This is a genomic window from Streptomyces sp. NBC_00090, from assembly GCF_045160815.1.
Lineage (GTDB): Bacteria > Actinomycetota > Actinomycetes > Streptomycetales > Streptomycetaceae > Streptomyces.
The window spans coordinates 4,563,391-4,578,706 of sequence record NZ_CP108224.1 but is presented as its reverse complement, the minus strand read 5'-3'; the positions used below and the strand labels follow the sequence as shown (position 1 = coordinate 4,578,706).

The following is a 15,316-nucleotide window of genomic DNA, read 5'->3' as shown; positions in this document are numbered from 1 at the left end:
AGGGTAGGGCGGGGCCCGGTCGGGGGCCGGCCGGTCGTGCGTACGCTGCGGGGCATGAGTGATCTTGAGATACGCCCCGCCGTGGCCGACGACCTCCCGGCCATCGTCGCGATGCTCGCCGACGACCCGCTGGGAGCCCAGCGCGAGTCCCCCGATGACCTCGCCCCGTACCTCGCCGCCTTCGAGCGCCTCGCCGCAGACCCCCACCAGCACGTCGTGGTGGCCGTTCGCGGGGAGAAGGTCGTCGGCACGCTTCAGCTGACGGTCATCCCCGGGCTCTCCCGCCGGGGCACCACCCGCTCGATCATCGAAGGCGTCCGCATCCACTCCGACGAGCGCGGCAGCGGCCTCGGGACCCAGCTCATCGAATGGGCCGTGGCGGAATCCGGCCGCCAGGACTGCCGGCTGGTCCAGTTGACCTCTGACGCCACCCGCACCGACGCCCACCGCTTCTACGAGCGGCTCGGCTTCGAGGCCTCCCACGTGGGCTTCAAGAAGAACCTCTGAGCCACCAGGGCGGAGAGCACGCCGGGATCGTCCCGGCGTGCTTGTTTCACGTGAAACACGAGGTGGCGAACTCGGAGGCCACCGCCGGAGGGAGGGCAAGGCACCCCTGGGGCGAGCCCGGCCTGATCGGCGAGGGCACCTCCCCTAGAGGCCGCGCCAGCCCGCCTCGTCCACCCCGCCCGGCACCGCGTCCGCCTCCGGCCCGTACGGCTCCCGGGTGAAGACGAAGGACGCCAGGTCGAGGTGGCTCACGCCGCCGTCGGGGCGCCGCACCACCTGGAGCGTCTCCCCCGCGTAGTAGCCGTTGAGCCCGATCCAGCCGCCCTCGGGCAGCGCACGGAAACTGGCCCGCCGCCCGGCCCCCCGCAGCGGTTCGAGCACCACGGACCGCTCGGGGCCGAGCCGGAGCCCGTACGCGTACGTGCCCCAGTACCAGGGCCCCGTCAGGGACAGCAGCTCCTCGTCGACCTCGGCCGCCGGAAGGGGGCGCCAGGGCTCCGGGAACCGCGGCTCGGCCTCCGCCACGATCCGTACGAGATCGGCCGCCACAGCCGCCGTCGGCGGCCCCGAGGTGGCATTGGCGAGAGCGATCGCCGCCACGCCGTCCTCCACGCTCACCCACAGACAGGCGACGAAGCCCGGCAGCGAGCCGGTGTGACCGATCAGGGTCCGGCCGTCCCTGCGCAGCAACTGGAGCCCGAGCCCGTAGCTACCCTCCCAGTCGCCCTCACCGGCGGGGGAGCCCGGAGCCCGCATCTCCTCGACGGAGGCCGCACCGAGCACCCGCTCGTCGCCCGCCGCGAGGAACGCGGCGAACCGGCCGAGGTCGGCGGCGGTCGACCACAGCTGCCCGGCCGGCGCCATCAGTCCCAGATGCTCGGACGGTTCGGGCAGCATCACGTCGGCCCAGGGGTGCACCGCCCAGCCGCCGGCGTGCGGGGCGACCGGATCGACCGTCGTACGGCTCATCCCCAGCGGTTCCAGGATCTCGCGCCGCAGCGCCTCCTCCCAGGAGACCCCACGCGCGGCCTCGACCAGTGAACCGAGCAGCGTGTAGCCCGGGTTGGAGTAGTGATGGCGGCGTCCCGGGGCCTGGAGGACGGGCCGCTCCCCCAGGACGTCGGACAGCTCCGGCCGTAGCGTGGCGGAGGACCGCTCCCACCACTCTCCGGGCGTCTCGGCCGCGAGACCAGCGCTGTGGCCGAGGAGTTGAGCGATCGTCACCTCGCCGACGCCCGTGCCCTTCAGATGCCGCTCCAGCGGATCGTCGAGGCCGAGGAGCCCCTCGTCCCGCAGCCGCATCACCAGCACGGCGGTGAACACCTTGGTGAGGGAGCCGATCCTGAACTGCGTGTCGGCGTCCGGTGCGTGACCGTCCACGCAGCTGCGCGAACCGCTCCACACCATCGCTCCGTCACGGACCACCGCCCCGACGAAGGAGGGCGAGCGGCCCTCGGACTGGGCGACCGCGACGCGGTGCAGGAGCGCACGCTCGGTACCGGGCAGCAAGGGTTCGAATGATGTCGTCATAGAACCCTTCCAACGCGATGTCACATTCGAAGCTTCCCGTTTCGTCCCATGGACATCACCGGTTCGGAAGGGAGCACGGACATGAAGGTTCTGCTGGCAGGAGCGAGCGGCGTACTGGGCCGGAGCGCCACCCGGCAGCTGACCGCTGCCGGACACGAGGTCTCGGGGCTCGGCCGGAGCGCCACGAACACCCTGCGCGCCGACCTCCTGGACGCCGACGCGGTCCTCAGGGCCGTGGACGGGCTCACCTTCGACGTGGTCGTCCACGCGGCGACCGCACTCCAGGGCGAGTCGATGGCGGGCCACCGGAGCATGGTGGCGACCAACGCCCTGCGGACCCGCGGCACCGAGAACCTGCTCGCCGCCGCCCGCGCCACCGGCGCCCGCCGGCTCGTCGTCGAGTCGATGATGTTCGGCTACGGATACGGGGACCACGGCACCGGCCTCATCACCGAGGAGAACACCCCCTTCGGTCCGCGCGGCACCAACGCCTGGCTGGAGCGCCATGTCGGCGCCATGCGCACCAAGGAGCGCCTGGCCTTCACAGCGGAAGGACTCAAAGCGATCAGCCTGCGCTTCGGCTTCTTCTACGGCGCCGGTGTCACCGACGACGACGTGCTCCCCCAGCTGCGCAGGCGTTCCCTGCCCGCGGTCGCCGACCACGGACGCGCCCTCTCCTGGGTGGACGTCGACGACGCGGCACGAGCGGTCGTCCTCGCCGTCGAGAGCAGCACCCCGGGCCGTGCGTACAACATCGCCGACCGCACCCCGCTCCCCTTCGGCAGGCATCTTCAGGAGGTCGCCGCGGCCTTCGGTGCCCCCAAGCCCTTGCGGGTCCCGCTCTGGCTGCTCAGGCCGGCTCCCCTGGCCCACACCGGTATGAGCAGCCAGCTGCGCCTCGACACGAGCAGGGCCGAGCGGGAGCTCGGCTGGTCCCCCACCCACGACGACAGCCTGACCGGCGTACGCGCCCTCGCCGCGGCCCGCCCCGCCGCCGTCTGACCACCCGGGGGGCAGCCGGTCAGGTCTGGGCCATGTCCACGAAGCGCGAGTAGTGACCCTGGAAGGCGACGGTGATCGTGGCCGTCGGGCCGTTACGGTGCTTGCCCACGATGATGTCCGCCTCGCCCGCCCGCGGGGACTCCTTCTCGTAGGCGTCCTCGCGGTGCAGCAGGATGACCATGTCGGCGTCCTGCTCGATCGAGCCGGACTCACGCAGGTCGGAGACCATCGGCTTCTTGTCGGTGCGCTGCTCGGGGCCACGGTTCAGCTGGGAGAGCGCGATCACCGGCAGCTCCAGCTCCTTGGCGAGGAGCTTGAGGTTTCGCGACATGTCGGAGACTTCCTGCTGACGGCTCTCCTGCCGCTTCGAGCCGCCCGACTGCATCAGCTGGAGGTAGTCGATGATGACGAGCTTGAGACCGTTGCGCTGCTTGAGCCGGCGGCACTTCGCCCGGATCTCCATCATCGACAGGTTCGGGGAGTCGTCGATGTAGAGGGGCGCCTGGGAGACGTCGGGCATACGGCGGGCGAGGCGCGTCCAGTCCTCGTCGGTCATCGTGCCGGAGCGCATGTGGTGGAGCGCGACCCGGGCCTCAGCCGAGAGCAGACGCATCGCGATCTCGTTACGGCCCATTTCGAGGGAGAAGATGACGCTGGGCAGGTTGTGCTTGATGGAGGCGGCCCGGGCGAAGTCCAGGGCGAGGGTCGACTTACCCATGGCGGGACGGGCCGCGATGATGATCATCTGGCCGGGGTGCAGTCCGTTGGTGAGCGAGTCGAGGTCGGTGAAGCCGGTCGGCACACCCGTCATCTCACCGCTGCGGGAGCCGATCGCCTCGATCTCGTCGAGCGCCCCCTCCATGATGTCGCCGAGCGGCAGGTAGTCCTCGGTGGTGCGCTGCTCGGTGACCGCGTAGATCTCGGCCTGGGCCGAGTTCACGATCTCGTCGACGTCTCCGTCGGCCGCGTAGCCCATCTGCGTGATCTTGGTGCCGGCTTCCACGAGGCGGCGCAGTACGGCGCGCTCGTGGACGATCTCCGCGTAGTACGAGGCGTTGGCCGCGGTCGGTACCGACTGGACCAGGGTGTGGAGGTAGGAGGCGCCGCCGACACGGGTGATCTCACCGCGCTTGGTGAGTTCGGCGCCGACCGTGATCGGGTCGGCGGGCTCGCCCTTGGCGTAGAGGTCGAGGATCGCCGCGTAGACGGTCTCGTGGGCGGGCTTGTAGAAGTCGTTGCCCTTGATGATCTCCACGACGTCCGCGATGGCGTCCTTGGAGAGCAGCATGCCGCCCAGGACGGACTGCTCGGCGTCGAGGTCCTGCGGGGGGACGCGCTCGAAGCCGGAGAGTCCACCGTCCCACGGGCCGTCGCTGCCGCGCTCGTGCTGGTCGTCGCGCCCGCGGCCCCGGCCGCGTCCCTCTCCTCTGGTACGGGTGGGCAGCCGGTCGCTCGGTCCGCTGTCGGCCCAAGGGTCGTCCAGGGGCTCGGGAACGCTCACCAAGCCACCTCCTCCCGTCCGCTCCGCGGACCTCGCCGTGCCACTCTTTCTTACGCCACGGCCTTGATCAACGAGTGGCTTTGCGACCGCTGCTGGCGCGTCGGGCGCCGGACCACGGTAGGCCCGCGGGGAGCGTCAGCCAATCTGGTTATCCACAGGCCCTGTGGGTGAAGGGCCAGATGCTGTGGAGAACTCCCCGGATCCTGTGCACGGAGCGGGGGACAGCCATGTGGACAAACTCATAGACGCCCCACCTCCACTCACCTGACCTGCACCTTTTCCATCCACGGGCTGTGGGGGAGAAAAACTTTTCCCCCTGGATCAAGATCAGAACAAACGGCCCACACCCGAAGCCCCGCGCCATCGAGAAGTAATAGTCAGTGATGCATTGCATCTCTTACCTGTGGAAGATTAGATTGACCCCATGACCCAGGCCCCCGTGACCTCCAAGGCCGTCCGCCGACAGCACGACCGCGAGATCGTCTCCCTCGCCCTGCCGGCCTTCGGTGCTCTCGTCGCCGAGCCGCTCTTCCTCATGGTCGACAGCGCCATCGTCGGCCATCTCGGCACACCCCAGCTCGCGGGTCTCGCGATCGCCGCCGCCCTGCTGTCCACCGCCGTCAGCATCTTCGTCTTCCTCGCCTATGCGACCACGGCCGCCGTCGCCCGGCGGGTCGGCGCGGGCGATCTCCAGGCCGCCATCCGGCAGGGTATGGACGGCATCTGGCTCGCGCTTCTGCTCGGTGCCGCGGTCGTCGTCCTCACCCTGCCCGCCGCGCCATGGCTCGTCGGCATCTTCGGCGCCTCCGACACCGCCACCCCCTACGCCGTGACCTATCTGCGGATCTCCAGCCTCGGCATCCCCGCCATGCTGGTCGTCCTGGCCGCCACCGGTGTCCTGCGCGGCCTCCAGAACACCCGCACACCGCTCTACGTGGCCATCGGCGGCTTCGCGGCCAACGCTGCGCTCAACCTCGGGCTGGTCTACGGAGCCGGTCTGGGAATCGCGGGCTCGGCCTGGGGCACGGTCATCGCCCAGTGCGGCATGGCCATCGCCTACCTCGTCGTGGTCGTACGGGGCGCCCGACACCACGGCGCCTCCCTCCGCCCCGACGCGGCCGGTATCCGTGCCTCCGCCCAGGCCGGCGCCCCCCTCCTGGTCCGTACGCTCTCGCTCCGCGCGGTCCTGTTGATCGCCACCGCCGTCGCGGCCCGGATGGGTGACGCCGAGGTCGCCGCCCACCAGATCATCCTCTCCCTGTGGAGCCTGATGGCCTTCGCGCTCGACGCGATCGCCATCGCGGGCCAGGCCATCATCGGCCGCTATCTGGGTGCGGACGACGGAGACGGCGCACGTCAGGTCTGCCGCCGCATGGTCCACTGGGGCGTGCTCTCCGGAGTGGTCCTGGGCGCACTCCTCATCGTCGCCCGCCCCCTCTTCGTCCCGCTCTTCACCAACGACATCACCGTCCAGGACACCCTGCTCCCCGCCCTGCTGGTGGTCGCGCTCTCGCAGCCGATCTCCGGGGTCGTCTTCGTCCTCGACGGCGTCCTCATGGGCGCGGGCGACGGCCCCTATCTGGCCTGGGCCATGCTGCTGACGCTCGCGGTCTTCGCCCCGGTCGCCCTGCTCGTCCCGGTGTTCGGCGGCGGGCTGACCGCCCTCTGGTGGGCGATGACGCTGATGATGACGGTCCGGATGGTGACGCTCTGGCTCCGGTCGCGCTCCGGCCGCTGGATCGTCACGGGCGCCACACGCTGACTGTTTCACGTGAAACGGCGGAAGGGCCGCACCCCGAGGGGTGCGGCCCTTCCTCACTGCTGAGCGCAGACTGCCAAGGGCAGCGTTACGCGGCGACGACCTCGACGCCGAGCTTCGCGGCAACCTCGGGGTGCAGACGCACGAACACCTGGTGCGAGCCCAGGGTCTTGATCGGCGAGCCGAGCTCGACGCGACGCTTGTCGACGTCGGGGCCACCCGCGGTCTTGATCGCCGAGGCGATGTCGGCCGGGGTCACGGAGCCGAAGAGGCGGCCGGCGTCGCCGGAGCGAACGGCCAGGCGCACCTTCGTGCCCTCGAGCTGGGCCTTGATCTCGTTGGCCTGCTCGATGGTCGCGATCTCGTGGATCTTGCGGGCGCGGCGGATCTGCGCCACGTCCTTCTCGCCACCCTTGGTCCAGCGGATCGCGAAACCACGCGGGACCAGGTAGTTGCGAGCGTAGCCGTCCTTGACGTCGACGACGTCGCCGGCAGCGCCGAGGCCAGAGACCTCGTGGGTCAGGATGATCTTCATTTTTCGGTCACCCTTTCCTTATCGCGCGGTGGACGTGTAGGGCAGCAGCGCCATCTCACGGCTGTTCTTGACGGCCGTGGCGACGTCACGCTGGTGCTGCGTGCAGTTGCCGGTCACGCGGCGGGCACGGATCTTGCCACGGTCGGAAATGAACTTCCGCAGCATGTTCGTGTCCTTGTAGTCCACGTACTGGGTCTTGTCCTTGCAGAACGCGCAGACCTTCTTCTTAGGCTTGCGCACAGGCGGCTTCGCCATGGTGTTTCTCCTGTGTGATCAAGAAGTGGGAGTACGAGCCACTTCGAGGGCGTGCGCCCTAGAAGGGGGGCTCGTCCGAGTAGCCGCCGCCGGAGCCGGAGTTTCCACCCCAGCTGCCTCCGCCGCCCTGCTGGCCGCCGGAACCGCCGGAAGGAGCACCGGTCGCCCACGGGTCGTCGGCGGGAGCACCGCCGCCACCCTGCGGGGCACCGCCGCCGGAGTTTCCACCCCAGCTGCCGCCGCCCTGCTGCTGGCCACCGCCGCCATAGCCGCCCTGACCGCCGCGACCGGTGGTCTTGGTGACCTTGGCCGTGGCGTTCTTGAGGCTGGGGCCGACTTCCTCGACGTCCAGCTCGTAGACCGTGCGCTTGACGCCCTCACGGTCCTCGTAGGACCGCTGCTTCAGCCGGCCCTGCACGACAACGCGCATGCCTCGCTGAAGCGACTCGGCGACGTTCTCCGCCGCCTGACGCCAGACCGAGCAGGTGAGGAAGAGGCTTTCGCCGTCCTTCCACTCGTTGGTCTGACGGTCGAAGGTGCGGGGGGTGGACGCGATACGGAACTTCGCGACCGCCGCACCGGACGGGGTGAAGCGCAGCTCGGGGTCGTCGACAAGATTGCCGACGACCGTGATGACGGTCTCGCCTGCCATGGGGGAACCTCTCGGCGGGATTGCTTCTGGCTGCTTGTAGCTACTCGAACCCGATGACCTCTGAGCTAGAAGCTCAGTGGGTCTCGGGGCGGAGGACCTTGGTCCGGAGGACCGACTCGTTCAGGTTCATCTGGCGGTCGAGCTCCTTGACGACCGCAGGCTCGGCCTGCAGGTCGATGACCGAGTAGATGCCCTCGGGCTTCTTCTTGATCTCGTACGAGAGACGACGACGGCCCCAGGTGTCGACCTTCTCGACCTTTCCGTTGCCCTCACGGACGACGGAGAGGAAGTTCTCGATCAGGGGGGCGACAGCGCGCTCCTCCAGATCGGGGTCGAGGATGACCATCACCTCGTAGTGACGCATGTGGAACCCACCTCCTTTGGACTCAGCGGCCACGGTCGTTCCGTGGCAGGAGGGTCGTGATGCGTAAACAACGGTATCCGCCACCACTGACAATCCCCCTCGACGAACGAGGGGCACCGTCGAGATCCAGGACGGACCAGGGCAGACACCGGTGCAGACCGTACAGAGTACCTGCACATCGGCCTGCGGTTGAAATTCACCGGTGGGGGGACGCAATCTGTACACATCGGATGTCGGCGGCGCTAAGATGCGCCGCCGTCCGGCAGGCACGCCAGGAGGTGCCCTCATGGCACAGGCAATGCGACCCGACCCCGGCCATTCCCTCTTCGCAACCGACGGCAAGCCACACCCGCTCCAGGACACGCTGCTCGCCGTGACCCTGGTGCTGGGCGTCCTCTCGTTCGTCACCGCCCAGTTCGACAGCCTCCACCTGCTGAGTTCCTGGTCGGGGCTGATCGGCATCCTGACCGGGGCCTACGGACAGTTCATCTCCGTGACGACCCGCGAGCGCTTCGCGCTGGTCGTCGGACTCGGCCTGTCGGCGTTGGGCTTCTACATCGGTATGGCCCACGGCGGTCTCTTCGGCAGTGTCATAGGCAGCTGAGCCCGGCGGCACGTCAGGGCGTACACGCCCATCCGGGGCGCTCCCCGGTCACAGTAGGCTTCGGCGCGAGAGCCGGAGCCCCTGACCGATGGGGACACACCTGCCGAGGAGCGCCCCGCATGAGCCTGACCCTGAGGACCATCAGCCGTGAGCAGCATCTGGGATTCATCCAGAGCCAGCCCGCTGCGAGCCACTGCCAGGTCCCGGCGTGGGCTGATGTGAAGACCGAGTGGCGCTCGGAGAGCCTCGGCTGGTTCGACAAGAACGGCGAGCTCGTCGGCGCCGGACTGGTGCTCTACCGTCAGCTCCCGAAGATCAAGCGCTACCTCGCCTATCTGCCCGAGGGCCCGGTCATCAACTGGTACGCGCCCAACCTCGACGACTGGCTGCAGCCGATGCTGGCGCACCTCAAGCAGCAGGGCGCGTTCTCGGTGAAGATGGGCCCGCCGGTCGTCATCCGACGCTGGGACGCCGCCGCCATCAAGTCCGGCATCCAGGACCCGGACGTCAAGCGCCTCAAGGACGTCGAGGCCACCCTTGTCGAGCCGCGCGCCTTCGAAGTCGCGGACCGGCTCCGGAAGATGGGCTGGCAGCAGGCCGAGGACGGCGGCGCCGGCTTCGGCGACGTCCAGCCCCGCTACGTCTTCCAGGTCCCCCTCGCGAACCGCTCGCTCGACGACGTCCTCAAGGGCTTCAACCAGCTGTGGCGCCGCAACATCAAGAAGGCCGAGAAGGCCGGTGTCGAGGTCGTCCAGGGCGGCTACGAGGACCTGGCCGAGTGGCAGCGGCTCTACGAGATCACGGCCGTCCGCGACCACTTCCGGCCGCGCCCGCTCTCGTACTTCCAGCGCATGTGGACCGTCCTCAACAACGAGGACCCCAACCGCATGCGCCTCTACTTCGCGCGCCACAACGGCGTGAACCTGTCCGCCGCGACCATGCTCGTCGTCGGCGGGCACGTCTGGTACTCCTACGGCGCCTCCGACAACATCGGCCGCGAGGTCCGGCCCTCGAACGCGATGCAGTGGCGGATGCTGCGCGACGCCTACGCGATGGGCGCGACCGTCTACGACCTGCGCGGCATCTCGGACTCGCTCGACGAGACCGACCACCTCTTCGGACTCATCCAGTTCAAGGTGGGCACGGGCGGCGAGGCCGTCGAGTACGTCGGCGAGTGGGACTTCCCGCTGAACAAGCTGCTGCACAAGGCGCTCGACATCTACATGTCGCGCCGCTGAGCCGCGTCGCTTCGGCGACGGTTCCGTAGTCTCGTACATATCTTTGATACACCGCTGCCACCAGAAAGGTTCCGGGCCGGCCATGGCGCTCTCCCTCTACGTCGACACCGCTCGCTGGCGCGCGCACCAGAAGACCGTCATCGACCAGTTCCCCGGTCTGATCCCGGTCTGCAAGGGCAACGGCTACGGCTTCGGGCACGAGCGCCTGGCCGACGAGGCCGCCCGGTTCGGCGCCGACATGCTCGCGGTCGGCACCACCTACGAAGCCGCCCGGATCAAGGACTGGTTCAGCGGCGACCTGCTCGTCCTGACCCCGTTCCGCCGCGGTGAGGAACCGGTTCCGCTGCCGGACCGGGTCGTCCGCTCCGTCTCCTCGGTGGACGGCGTCCACGCCCTGGTGGGCGCCCGGGTCGTGATCGAGTGCATGAGCTCGATGAAGCGGCACGGCGTCCGCGAGGAGGAGCTCCACCAGCTCCACTCCGCCATCGAGGACGTGCGGCTCGAGGGCTTCGCCCTCCACCTCCCGCTGGACCGCCCGGACGGCACCGACGCGGTCGAGGAGGTCATCGCCTGGATGGACCGGCTGCGGGCCGCCCGGCTGCCGCTGCACACCATGTTCGTGAGCCACCTGCGGGCGGAGGAACAGGCCCGGCTCCAGCAGCAGTTCCCGCAGACCCGCTTCCGTGCCCGCATCGGCACCCGGCTCTGGCTGGGCGACCACGAGGCCACCGAGTACCGGGGCGCCGTCCTCGACGTGACCCGGGTCGCCAAGGGCGACCGGTTCGGCTACCGCCAGCAGAAGGCCGCCTCGGACGGCTGGCTGGTCGTCGTCGCCGGCGGCACCTCGCACGGCGTGGGTCTGGAGGCCCCCAAGGCGATGCACGGCGTCATGCCGCGCGCCAAGGGCGTCGCACGGGCCGGTCTGGCCACGGTCAACCGGAACCTGTCGCCCTTCGTCTGGGCGGGCAAGCAGCGCTGGTTCGCCGAGCCGCCGCACATGCAGGTGTCGATCCTGTTCGTGCCCTCCGACGCCCAGGAGCCCCGCGTGGGCGACGAGCTGGTGGCGCATCTGCGCCACACCACGACGCAGTTCGACCGGCTAGTCGAGCGCTGAGCCGGCCGGAACCGCTCACCCCCGGGGGCCCTGCTCTCCGGGGGTGTCCCGCGAGGAGCCCTTCTCCTCGACAGTGCCCCACGAGGAGTCCTTCGCTCCGGGGGTGTCCCGCGAGGAGTCGCTCCCCCCGGAGGTGCCCCACTCCACCCGCGGCCCCTCCACCGCCGACGCGGCGTGCCGGGCCGGGTGCGCCGCCCTGCCGGTGACGAACACGTCCTCCGCGCCGTCCAGGACGCCCCCCGAGGGGTCGTCGGAGCCGTCCTGCCGGACCGGGTCCTTCTCGGGCATGAGGATGTCGCGTACGACCACGGCACACAGGTACAGCGTGCCGAGCAGGTGCAGGACGATCGCGAACTGGTAGCCGTCGACCGGCAGTCCCTGCTTGTTGCCGCTGGTCGTGAACGCCAGGTACATCCAGACGCCCAGGAAGTACATGACCTCGCAGGCCTGCCAGATCAGGAAGTCGCGCCAGCGCGGCCGGGCGAGGGCCGCCAGCGGGACGAGCCACAGCACGTACTGCGGCGAGTAGACCTTGTTGGTCAGGACGAACGCGGCGACGACCAGGAAGGCCAGTTGTACGAAGCGGGGCCTGCGGGGCGCGTTGAACGCCAGGAAGCCGAGGGCCACCACCGCCGCCACCATCAGCATCAGCGCGTACAGATTGGCCTTCTCCGGCGGGATCGAGGTCCCCGTCCGCTGGCTGACCAGCAGCCAGACCGAACCGAAGTCGACGTTCCGGTCCCGGCTGAAGAGGTAGAACTGCTTCCAGCCCTCGGGAGCCAGCAGCATCACGGGCAGGTTCACGGCCAGCCACGCGCCGGCCGCGCCGAGCACCGCCGTCCCATACTCCCGCCACTTCCCCGCGCGCCAGCAGAGCAGCAGCAGCGGGAGCAGGAGCAGTATCGGGTAGAACTTCGAGGCGGTGGCGAGGCCGAGCAGGATTCCGAAGCCCAGCGGCCGGCCGCGCGACCACATCAGGATCGCGGCCGAGGTCAGCGCGACGGCCAGTATGTCCCAGTTGATCGTGGCGGTGAGCGCGACGGAGGGCGCCAGGGCGACCAGGAGACCGTCCCAGGGGCGTCGGCGGTGCGTCCGCGTCACACAGACCGCCAGAACGGCCGCACAGACCATCAGCAGGCCCGCGTTGACCATCCAGTACGTCTGCTCGCGGTGGTTCATGTCGCCGCCGCCGGGCGTCATCCAGGCCGCGACCTCCATGAAGAGGCCCGTCAGGACGGGGTACTCCAGAAACGGTATGTCGCCGCTCAGCCGGTCGAAGTAGGGGACCAGGCCGTCCGCGAAGCCCCGCCCGGAGAAGAGGTGCGGGATGTCCGAGTAACAGGCGTGGGTGTACTGGGAGGTGGTGCCCCGGAACCAGGCCCAGTTGTAGCAGGGCAGTTTCTGCACCATGCCGAGGGCGAACATCCCGATGGCCACGAGGGCGATCACCCGCACCGGTGTGAACTGGCCGCCGCCGGTCCGGGCACGGCGGCCGAAGGGGCCGCCGATCAGCTCACTGCCCGCGGCGGCCACCTCGTCCCGGTGGGTGGGGATGACCGCCGGCGGGCCCTGCGGCCGGTCCTGCGGCGCGCGCGTCTTCTGGAGGCTCGGCATGGGGGACATCCTGCCGTACGTCTCCGGGAAAACGACGAGGGCCGCCGCGTCCGGTCCGTACGGAAGGTACGGACGGACGCGGCGGCCCTCAGCGCGTGCCCTGTTGGGAGGGGCCGGGGGATCAGGGAATCCAGGCCTCTTCCGCGGTCCCGCCGGGCTTGCCGTTCCCGTTGCCCGGATCCTCCGTCGTCGGCGTACCCGTCGGCGTCGGTGTTCCGGTCGTGGTGGGCGCCGTGGTCGTGGGCTGACCGGTGTTGCCGCCCGGGTCTCCGCCCGGGTTGTTGCAGTCCCAGTCCCAGATGTCGCAGGTCGTCTTGCCCGGCTTCGGCGTCCTGGTCGGCGGGGGAGTCGTCGTCGCGGTGGCCGGAGGAGTCGTCGTCGGCGCCGTCGTCGTCGGGTCCGGGGTGGGCGTCGGCGTGGTCTCGGTGGGCTTCGGCGTCGGGCTGGTGGCGCCACCGCCGAAGACCGGCTCGGCGTTCTCCAGGTCCTCGGGCTCGGGGAACTTCAGGTTCTCCATGCCCGCCACGGCGTCCGTCATGTAGTCGTTCCAGATCCGCGACGGGAACGACGAACCGTGGATCTGCGGCTGGTCACCCGTGCCGTACATCTCCTCGAACTCGCGGTTCTTCTTCGTCTCGTCGTCGTCGAAGCGGTACATGTCGATGGCGGTCGACAGCTGCGGGGTGTAGCCCACGAACCAGGCCGACTTGTTGCCGTCGGTCGTACCGGTCTTGCCGGCCACGTCGCGGCCCGGGATCGCGGCCTTGCGGCCGGTGCCCTTCGGGTTCTCCACGACGTCCCGGAGGACGTCGGTCACGTTGCCGGCGATGGCCGGTGTGAAGGCCTGCTTGGCCGCGGCCTTGTGCTGGTAGACGGTCTGTCCGCCCTTGACGACCTTGGTCACCGAGAACGGGTCGTTCTGCTCGCCGTTGTTGGCGAAGGTCGCGTAGGCGCCGGCCATCCGGATCGCGCTCGGGCTGGAGATACCGAGAGAGAAGGAGGGCACCTCGCCCTTGACGAGCGAGTTCTCGCGCAGACCGGCGCTGACGGCGGCCGCGCGGACCTTGTCGATGCCGATGTCCATGCCGAGCTGCACGTAAGGCGAGTTGGCCGAGCGGATCATGGCCTCGCGAAGGGTCATGTTTCCGTAGCTCGCGTCGTCGTCATTGGTCTGGAGCCACTCATCCCCCTTCTCGTTGTGCCAGATCTCGCCGTCGTACTTCCGGACCTTCAACCCGTTCTTGCCGGAGTAGCGGCTCTTGTCCGGGTCCACGATCGTGCGGGAGGACTCGTCCTGGATGGGACCGAGCTCCTTGTCCCGGACGCCGTACTGCATCGCGGCGGCCAGCACGAAGGGCTTGAAGGTCGAACCGACCTGGGCACCGGTCGTGTCGGCGTTGTTGGTGAAGTGCTTGGTGGCGTCGGTGCCGCCGTAGAGCGCGACGATCGCACCGGTCTCCGCGTCCACGGACGCGCCGCCGAACTGGACGTTGGTGTCCGTCTTCGGCCGCTTCTCGGGGTCGATGTACTCGTCGTAGATCTTCTTGACCGACTTCTCGAGCGCGTCCACCTTCTTCTTCTCGAAGGTGGTGTAGATCTCGTAGCCGCCGCGCTCCAGCTCCTTGGCGCCGATGCCGTCGGTGTTGCTGTTGATGTAGTTCGCCTTGGCCGTGCTGACGAGGTAGCCGATCTGGCCGGTCAGCTGGGCGTCCTGCTTGCGCTTCTGCACCTTGGGGAACGTCGTGTACTTGGCGCGTTCCTCGGCCGAGATCTTCTGGTCCTTGACCATCTCGTCGAGGATCCAGCTCCACCGCCTGGTGGCCCGGTCGAGGTTCTTATCGGGAGTGGCCTCGGCGTCGATCTCCGGGTAGCCACCCGGGTCGTAGTACGTGGCGCCCTTCAGCACGGCGGCGAGCAGCGCCGACTCACTGGCGTTGAGGTGCTTGGCGTCCTTGTTGAAGTACGCGCGAGAGGCCGCCTGGATGCCGTAGGCACCGCGCCCGTAGTACGCGGTGTTCAGGTAGCCGGCCATGATGGTCGGCTTGTCGTAGTCGTTGCCGACCTTCATGGAGATGAAGAGTTCCTTCACCTTCCGGGTGACGGTCTGCGACTGGTCGTTGAGGCGGTTGTTCTTCACGTACTGCTGGGTGATCGTCGAACCGCCCTGGGTCTCGCCGCCCTTGGCCATGTTCCACACCGCGCGGCCGATACCCATCGGGTCGATGCCCGAGTCGTCCCAGAAGGTCTTGTTCTCGGCCGAGACCACGGCCTCCTGCATGACCTTCGGGATCTGCTCGATGCCGACGATCTGGCGGTTGGTGCCACTACCGGTCGCGGCCATGCGCGAGCCGTCTTTCCAGTAGTAGATGTTGTTCTGCGACTTCGCGGTCGCGTCTTCCTCGGGGACGGCCACCTTGGAGTACGCGAAGACCGCGCCGCCCATCAGCACGCCGACGAACACCAGGAAGGTGCCCGTCACGAGCTTCCACGAGGGCATCCAGCGACGCCAGCCGTACTTGTTGTGGCGCGGGTAGTCGATCAGCCGCTTCTTGCCCGGCGGGCGGCCACCGGGACCACGCCCCGGGCCGCTGCCGCGGCCACCGCCGCCACCACCACCGCGCCGTCCTCCACCGGGACCGCC

14 protein-coding genes are annotated in these 15,316 nt (G+C 69.2%); 6 read left to right on the top strand and 8 right to left on the bottom strand.

Going from position 1 to position 15,316, the window contains the following annotated elements:
* Window positions 1–54 precede the first annotated feature (54 nt).
* Entirely contained in the window at window positions 55–507 is a 453-nt protein-coding gene (locus OG361_RS20390) for a GNAT family N-acetyltransferase (protein WP_405855531.1), read from the top strand.
* A gap of 144 nt (window positions 508–651) precedes the next feature.
* Here OG361_RS20390 and OG361_RS20385 read toward each other — a convergent pair whose 3' ends face one another.
* Entirely contained in the window at window positions 652–2,037 is a 1,386-nt protein-coding gene (locus OG361_RS20385; protein ID WP_405855529.1) for a serine hydrolase domain-containing protein, read from the bottom strand.
* Window positions 2,038–2,118: 81 nt separating this feature from the next.
* On the opposite strand from OG361_RS20385, the gene OG361_RS20380 reads away from it, so the two are divergent.
* Complete coding sequence (locus tag OG361_RS20380) at window positions 2,119–3,039, top strand: NAD-dependent epimerase/dehydratase family protein (RefSeq protein ID WP_405855527.1); 921 nt, start codon at window positions 2,119–2,121, stop codon at window positions 3,037–3,039.
* 19 nt (window positions 3,040–3,058) lie between these two features.
* On the opposite strand, the gene dnaB is transcribed toward OG361_RS20380, so the two are convergent.
* Window positions 3,059–4,540, bottom strand: coding sequence for a replicative DNA helicase (gene dnaB / locus OG361_RS20375; protein WP_405855525.1), 1,482 nt, complete (start codon window positions 4,538–4,540; stop codon window positions 3,059–3,061).
* 424 nt (window positions 4,541–4,964) lie between these two features.
* Between dnaB and OG361_RS20370 the strand changes: the two genes are divergently transcribed.
* Window positions 4,965–6,302, top strand: a complete 1,338-nt coding sequence (locus tag OG361_RS20370; protein ID WP_405855523.1) for an MATE family efflux transporter — start codon at window positions 4,965–4,967, stop codon at window positions 6,300–6,302.
* Between the two features lie 85 nt (window positions 6,303–6,387).
* Here OG361_RS20370 and rplI read toward each other — a convergent pair whose 3' ends face one another.
* The 4 genes from rplI to rpsF all read right to left on the bottom strand — a co-directional run bounded on the left by rplI (window position 6,388) and on the right by rpsF (window position 8,105).
* The gene (gene rplI, locus OG361_RS20365; protein ID WP_056653714.1) at window positions 6,388–6,834 is read right to left on the bottom strand and encodes a 50S ribosomal protein L9; all 447 of its coding nucleotides are present in this window, start codon (window positions 6,832–6,834) and stop codon (window positions 6,388–6,390) included.
* 18 nt (window positions 6,835–6,852) lie between these two features.
* Window positions 6,853–7,089 carry a 30S ribosomal protein S18 gene (gene rpsR, locus OG361_RS20360; RefSeq protein ID WP_003967857.1) on the bottom strand — a complete coding sequence of 79 codons (237 nt, stop codon included), beginning with the start codon at window positions 7,087–7,089 and terminating at the stop codon, window positions 6,853–6,855.
* Between the two features lie 58 nt (window positions 7,090–7,147).
* Window positions 7,148–7,741: a single-stranded DNA-binding protein gene (locus tag OG361_RS20355; RefSeq protein WP_405855520.1), complete on the bottom strand. Its 594-nt coding sequence runs from the start codon at window positions 7,739–7,741 to the stop codon at window positions 7,148–7,150.
* 73 nt (window positions 7,742–7,814) lie between these two features.
* Window positions 7,815–8,105, bottom strand: a complete 291-nt coding sequence (rpsF, locus tag OG361_RS20350; protein WP_005482942.1) for a 30S ribosomal protein S6 — start codon at window positions 8,103–8,105, stop codon at window positions 7,815–7,817.
* A 286-nt stretch (window positions 8,106–8,391) separates the two neighbouring features.
* Between rpsF and OG361_RS20345 the strand changes: the two genes are divergently transcribed.
* The 3 genes from OG361_RS20345 (at window position 8,392) to OG361_RS20335 (ending at window position 11,061) form a co-directional block, all read left to right on the top strand.
* Window positions 8,392–8,709, top strand: coding sequence for a hypothetical protein (locus OG361_RS20345; RefSeq protein ID WP_405855518.1), 318 nt, complete (start codon window positions 8,392–8,394; stop codon window positions 8,707–8,709).
* 119 nt (window positions 8,710–8,828) lie between these two features.
* On the top strand, window positions 8,829–9,947 hold the full coding sequence (locus OG361_RS20340; protein ID WP_384569249.1) for a lipid II:glycine glycyltransferase FemX: 1,119 nt from the start codon (window positions 8,829–8,831) through the stop codon (window positions 9,945–9,947).
* 82 nt (window positions 9,948–10,029) lie between these two features.
* A complete protein-coding gene (locus tag OG361_RS20335) occupies window positions 10,030–11,061 on the top strand; it encodes an alanine racemase (protein ID WP_405855515.1) in 1,032 nt (343 codons plus the stop codon).
* A gap of 15 nt (window positions 11,062–11,076) precedes the next feature.
* Here OG361_RS20335 and OG361_RS20330 read toward each other — a convergent pair whose 3' ends face one another.
* Window positions 11,077–12,675: a glycosyltransferase family 87 protein gene (locus OG361_RS20330; RefSeq protein WP_405855513.1), complete on the bottom strand. Its 1,599-nt coding sequence runs from the start codon at window positions 12,673–12,675 to the stop codon at window positions 11,077–11,079.
* 121 nt (window positions 12,676–12,796) lie between these two features.
* Window positions 12,797–15,172, bottom strand: coding sequence for a transglycosylase domain-containing protein (locus tag OG361_RS20325; protein ID WP_405855511.1), 2,376 nt, complete (start codon window positions 15,170–15,172; stop codon window positions 12,797–12,799).
* Window positions 15,173–15,316: the final 144 nt, after the last annotated feature.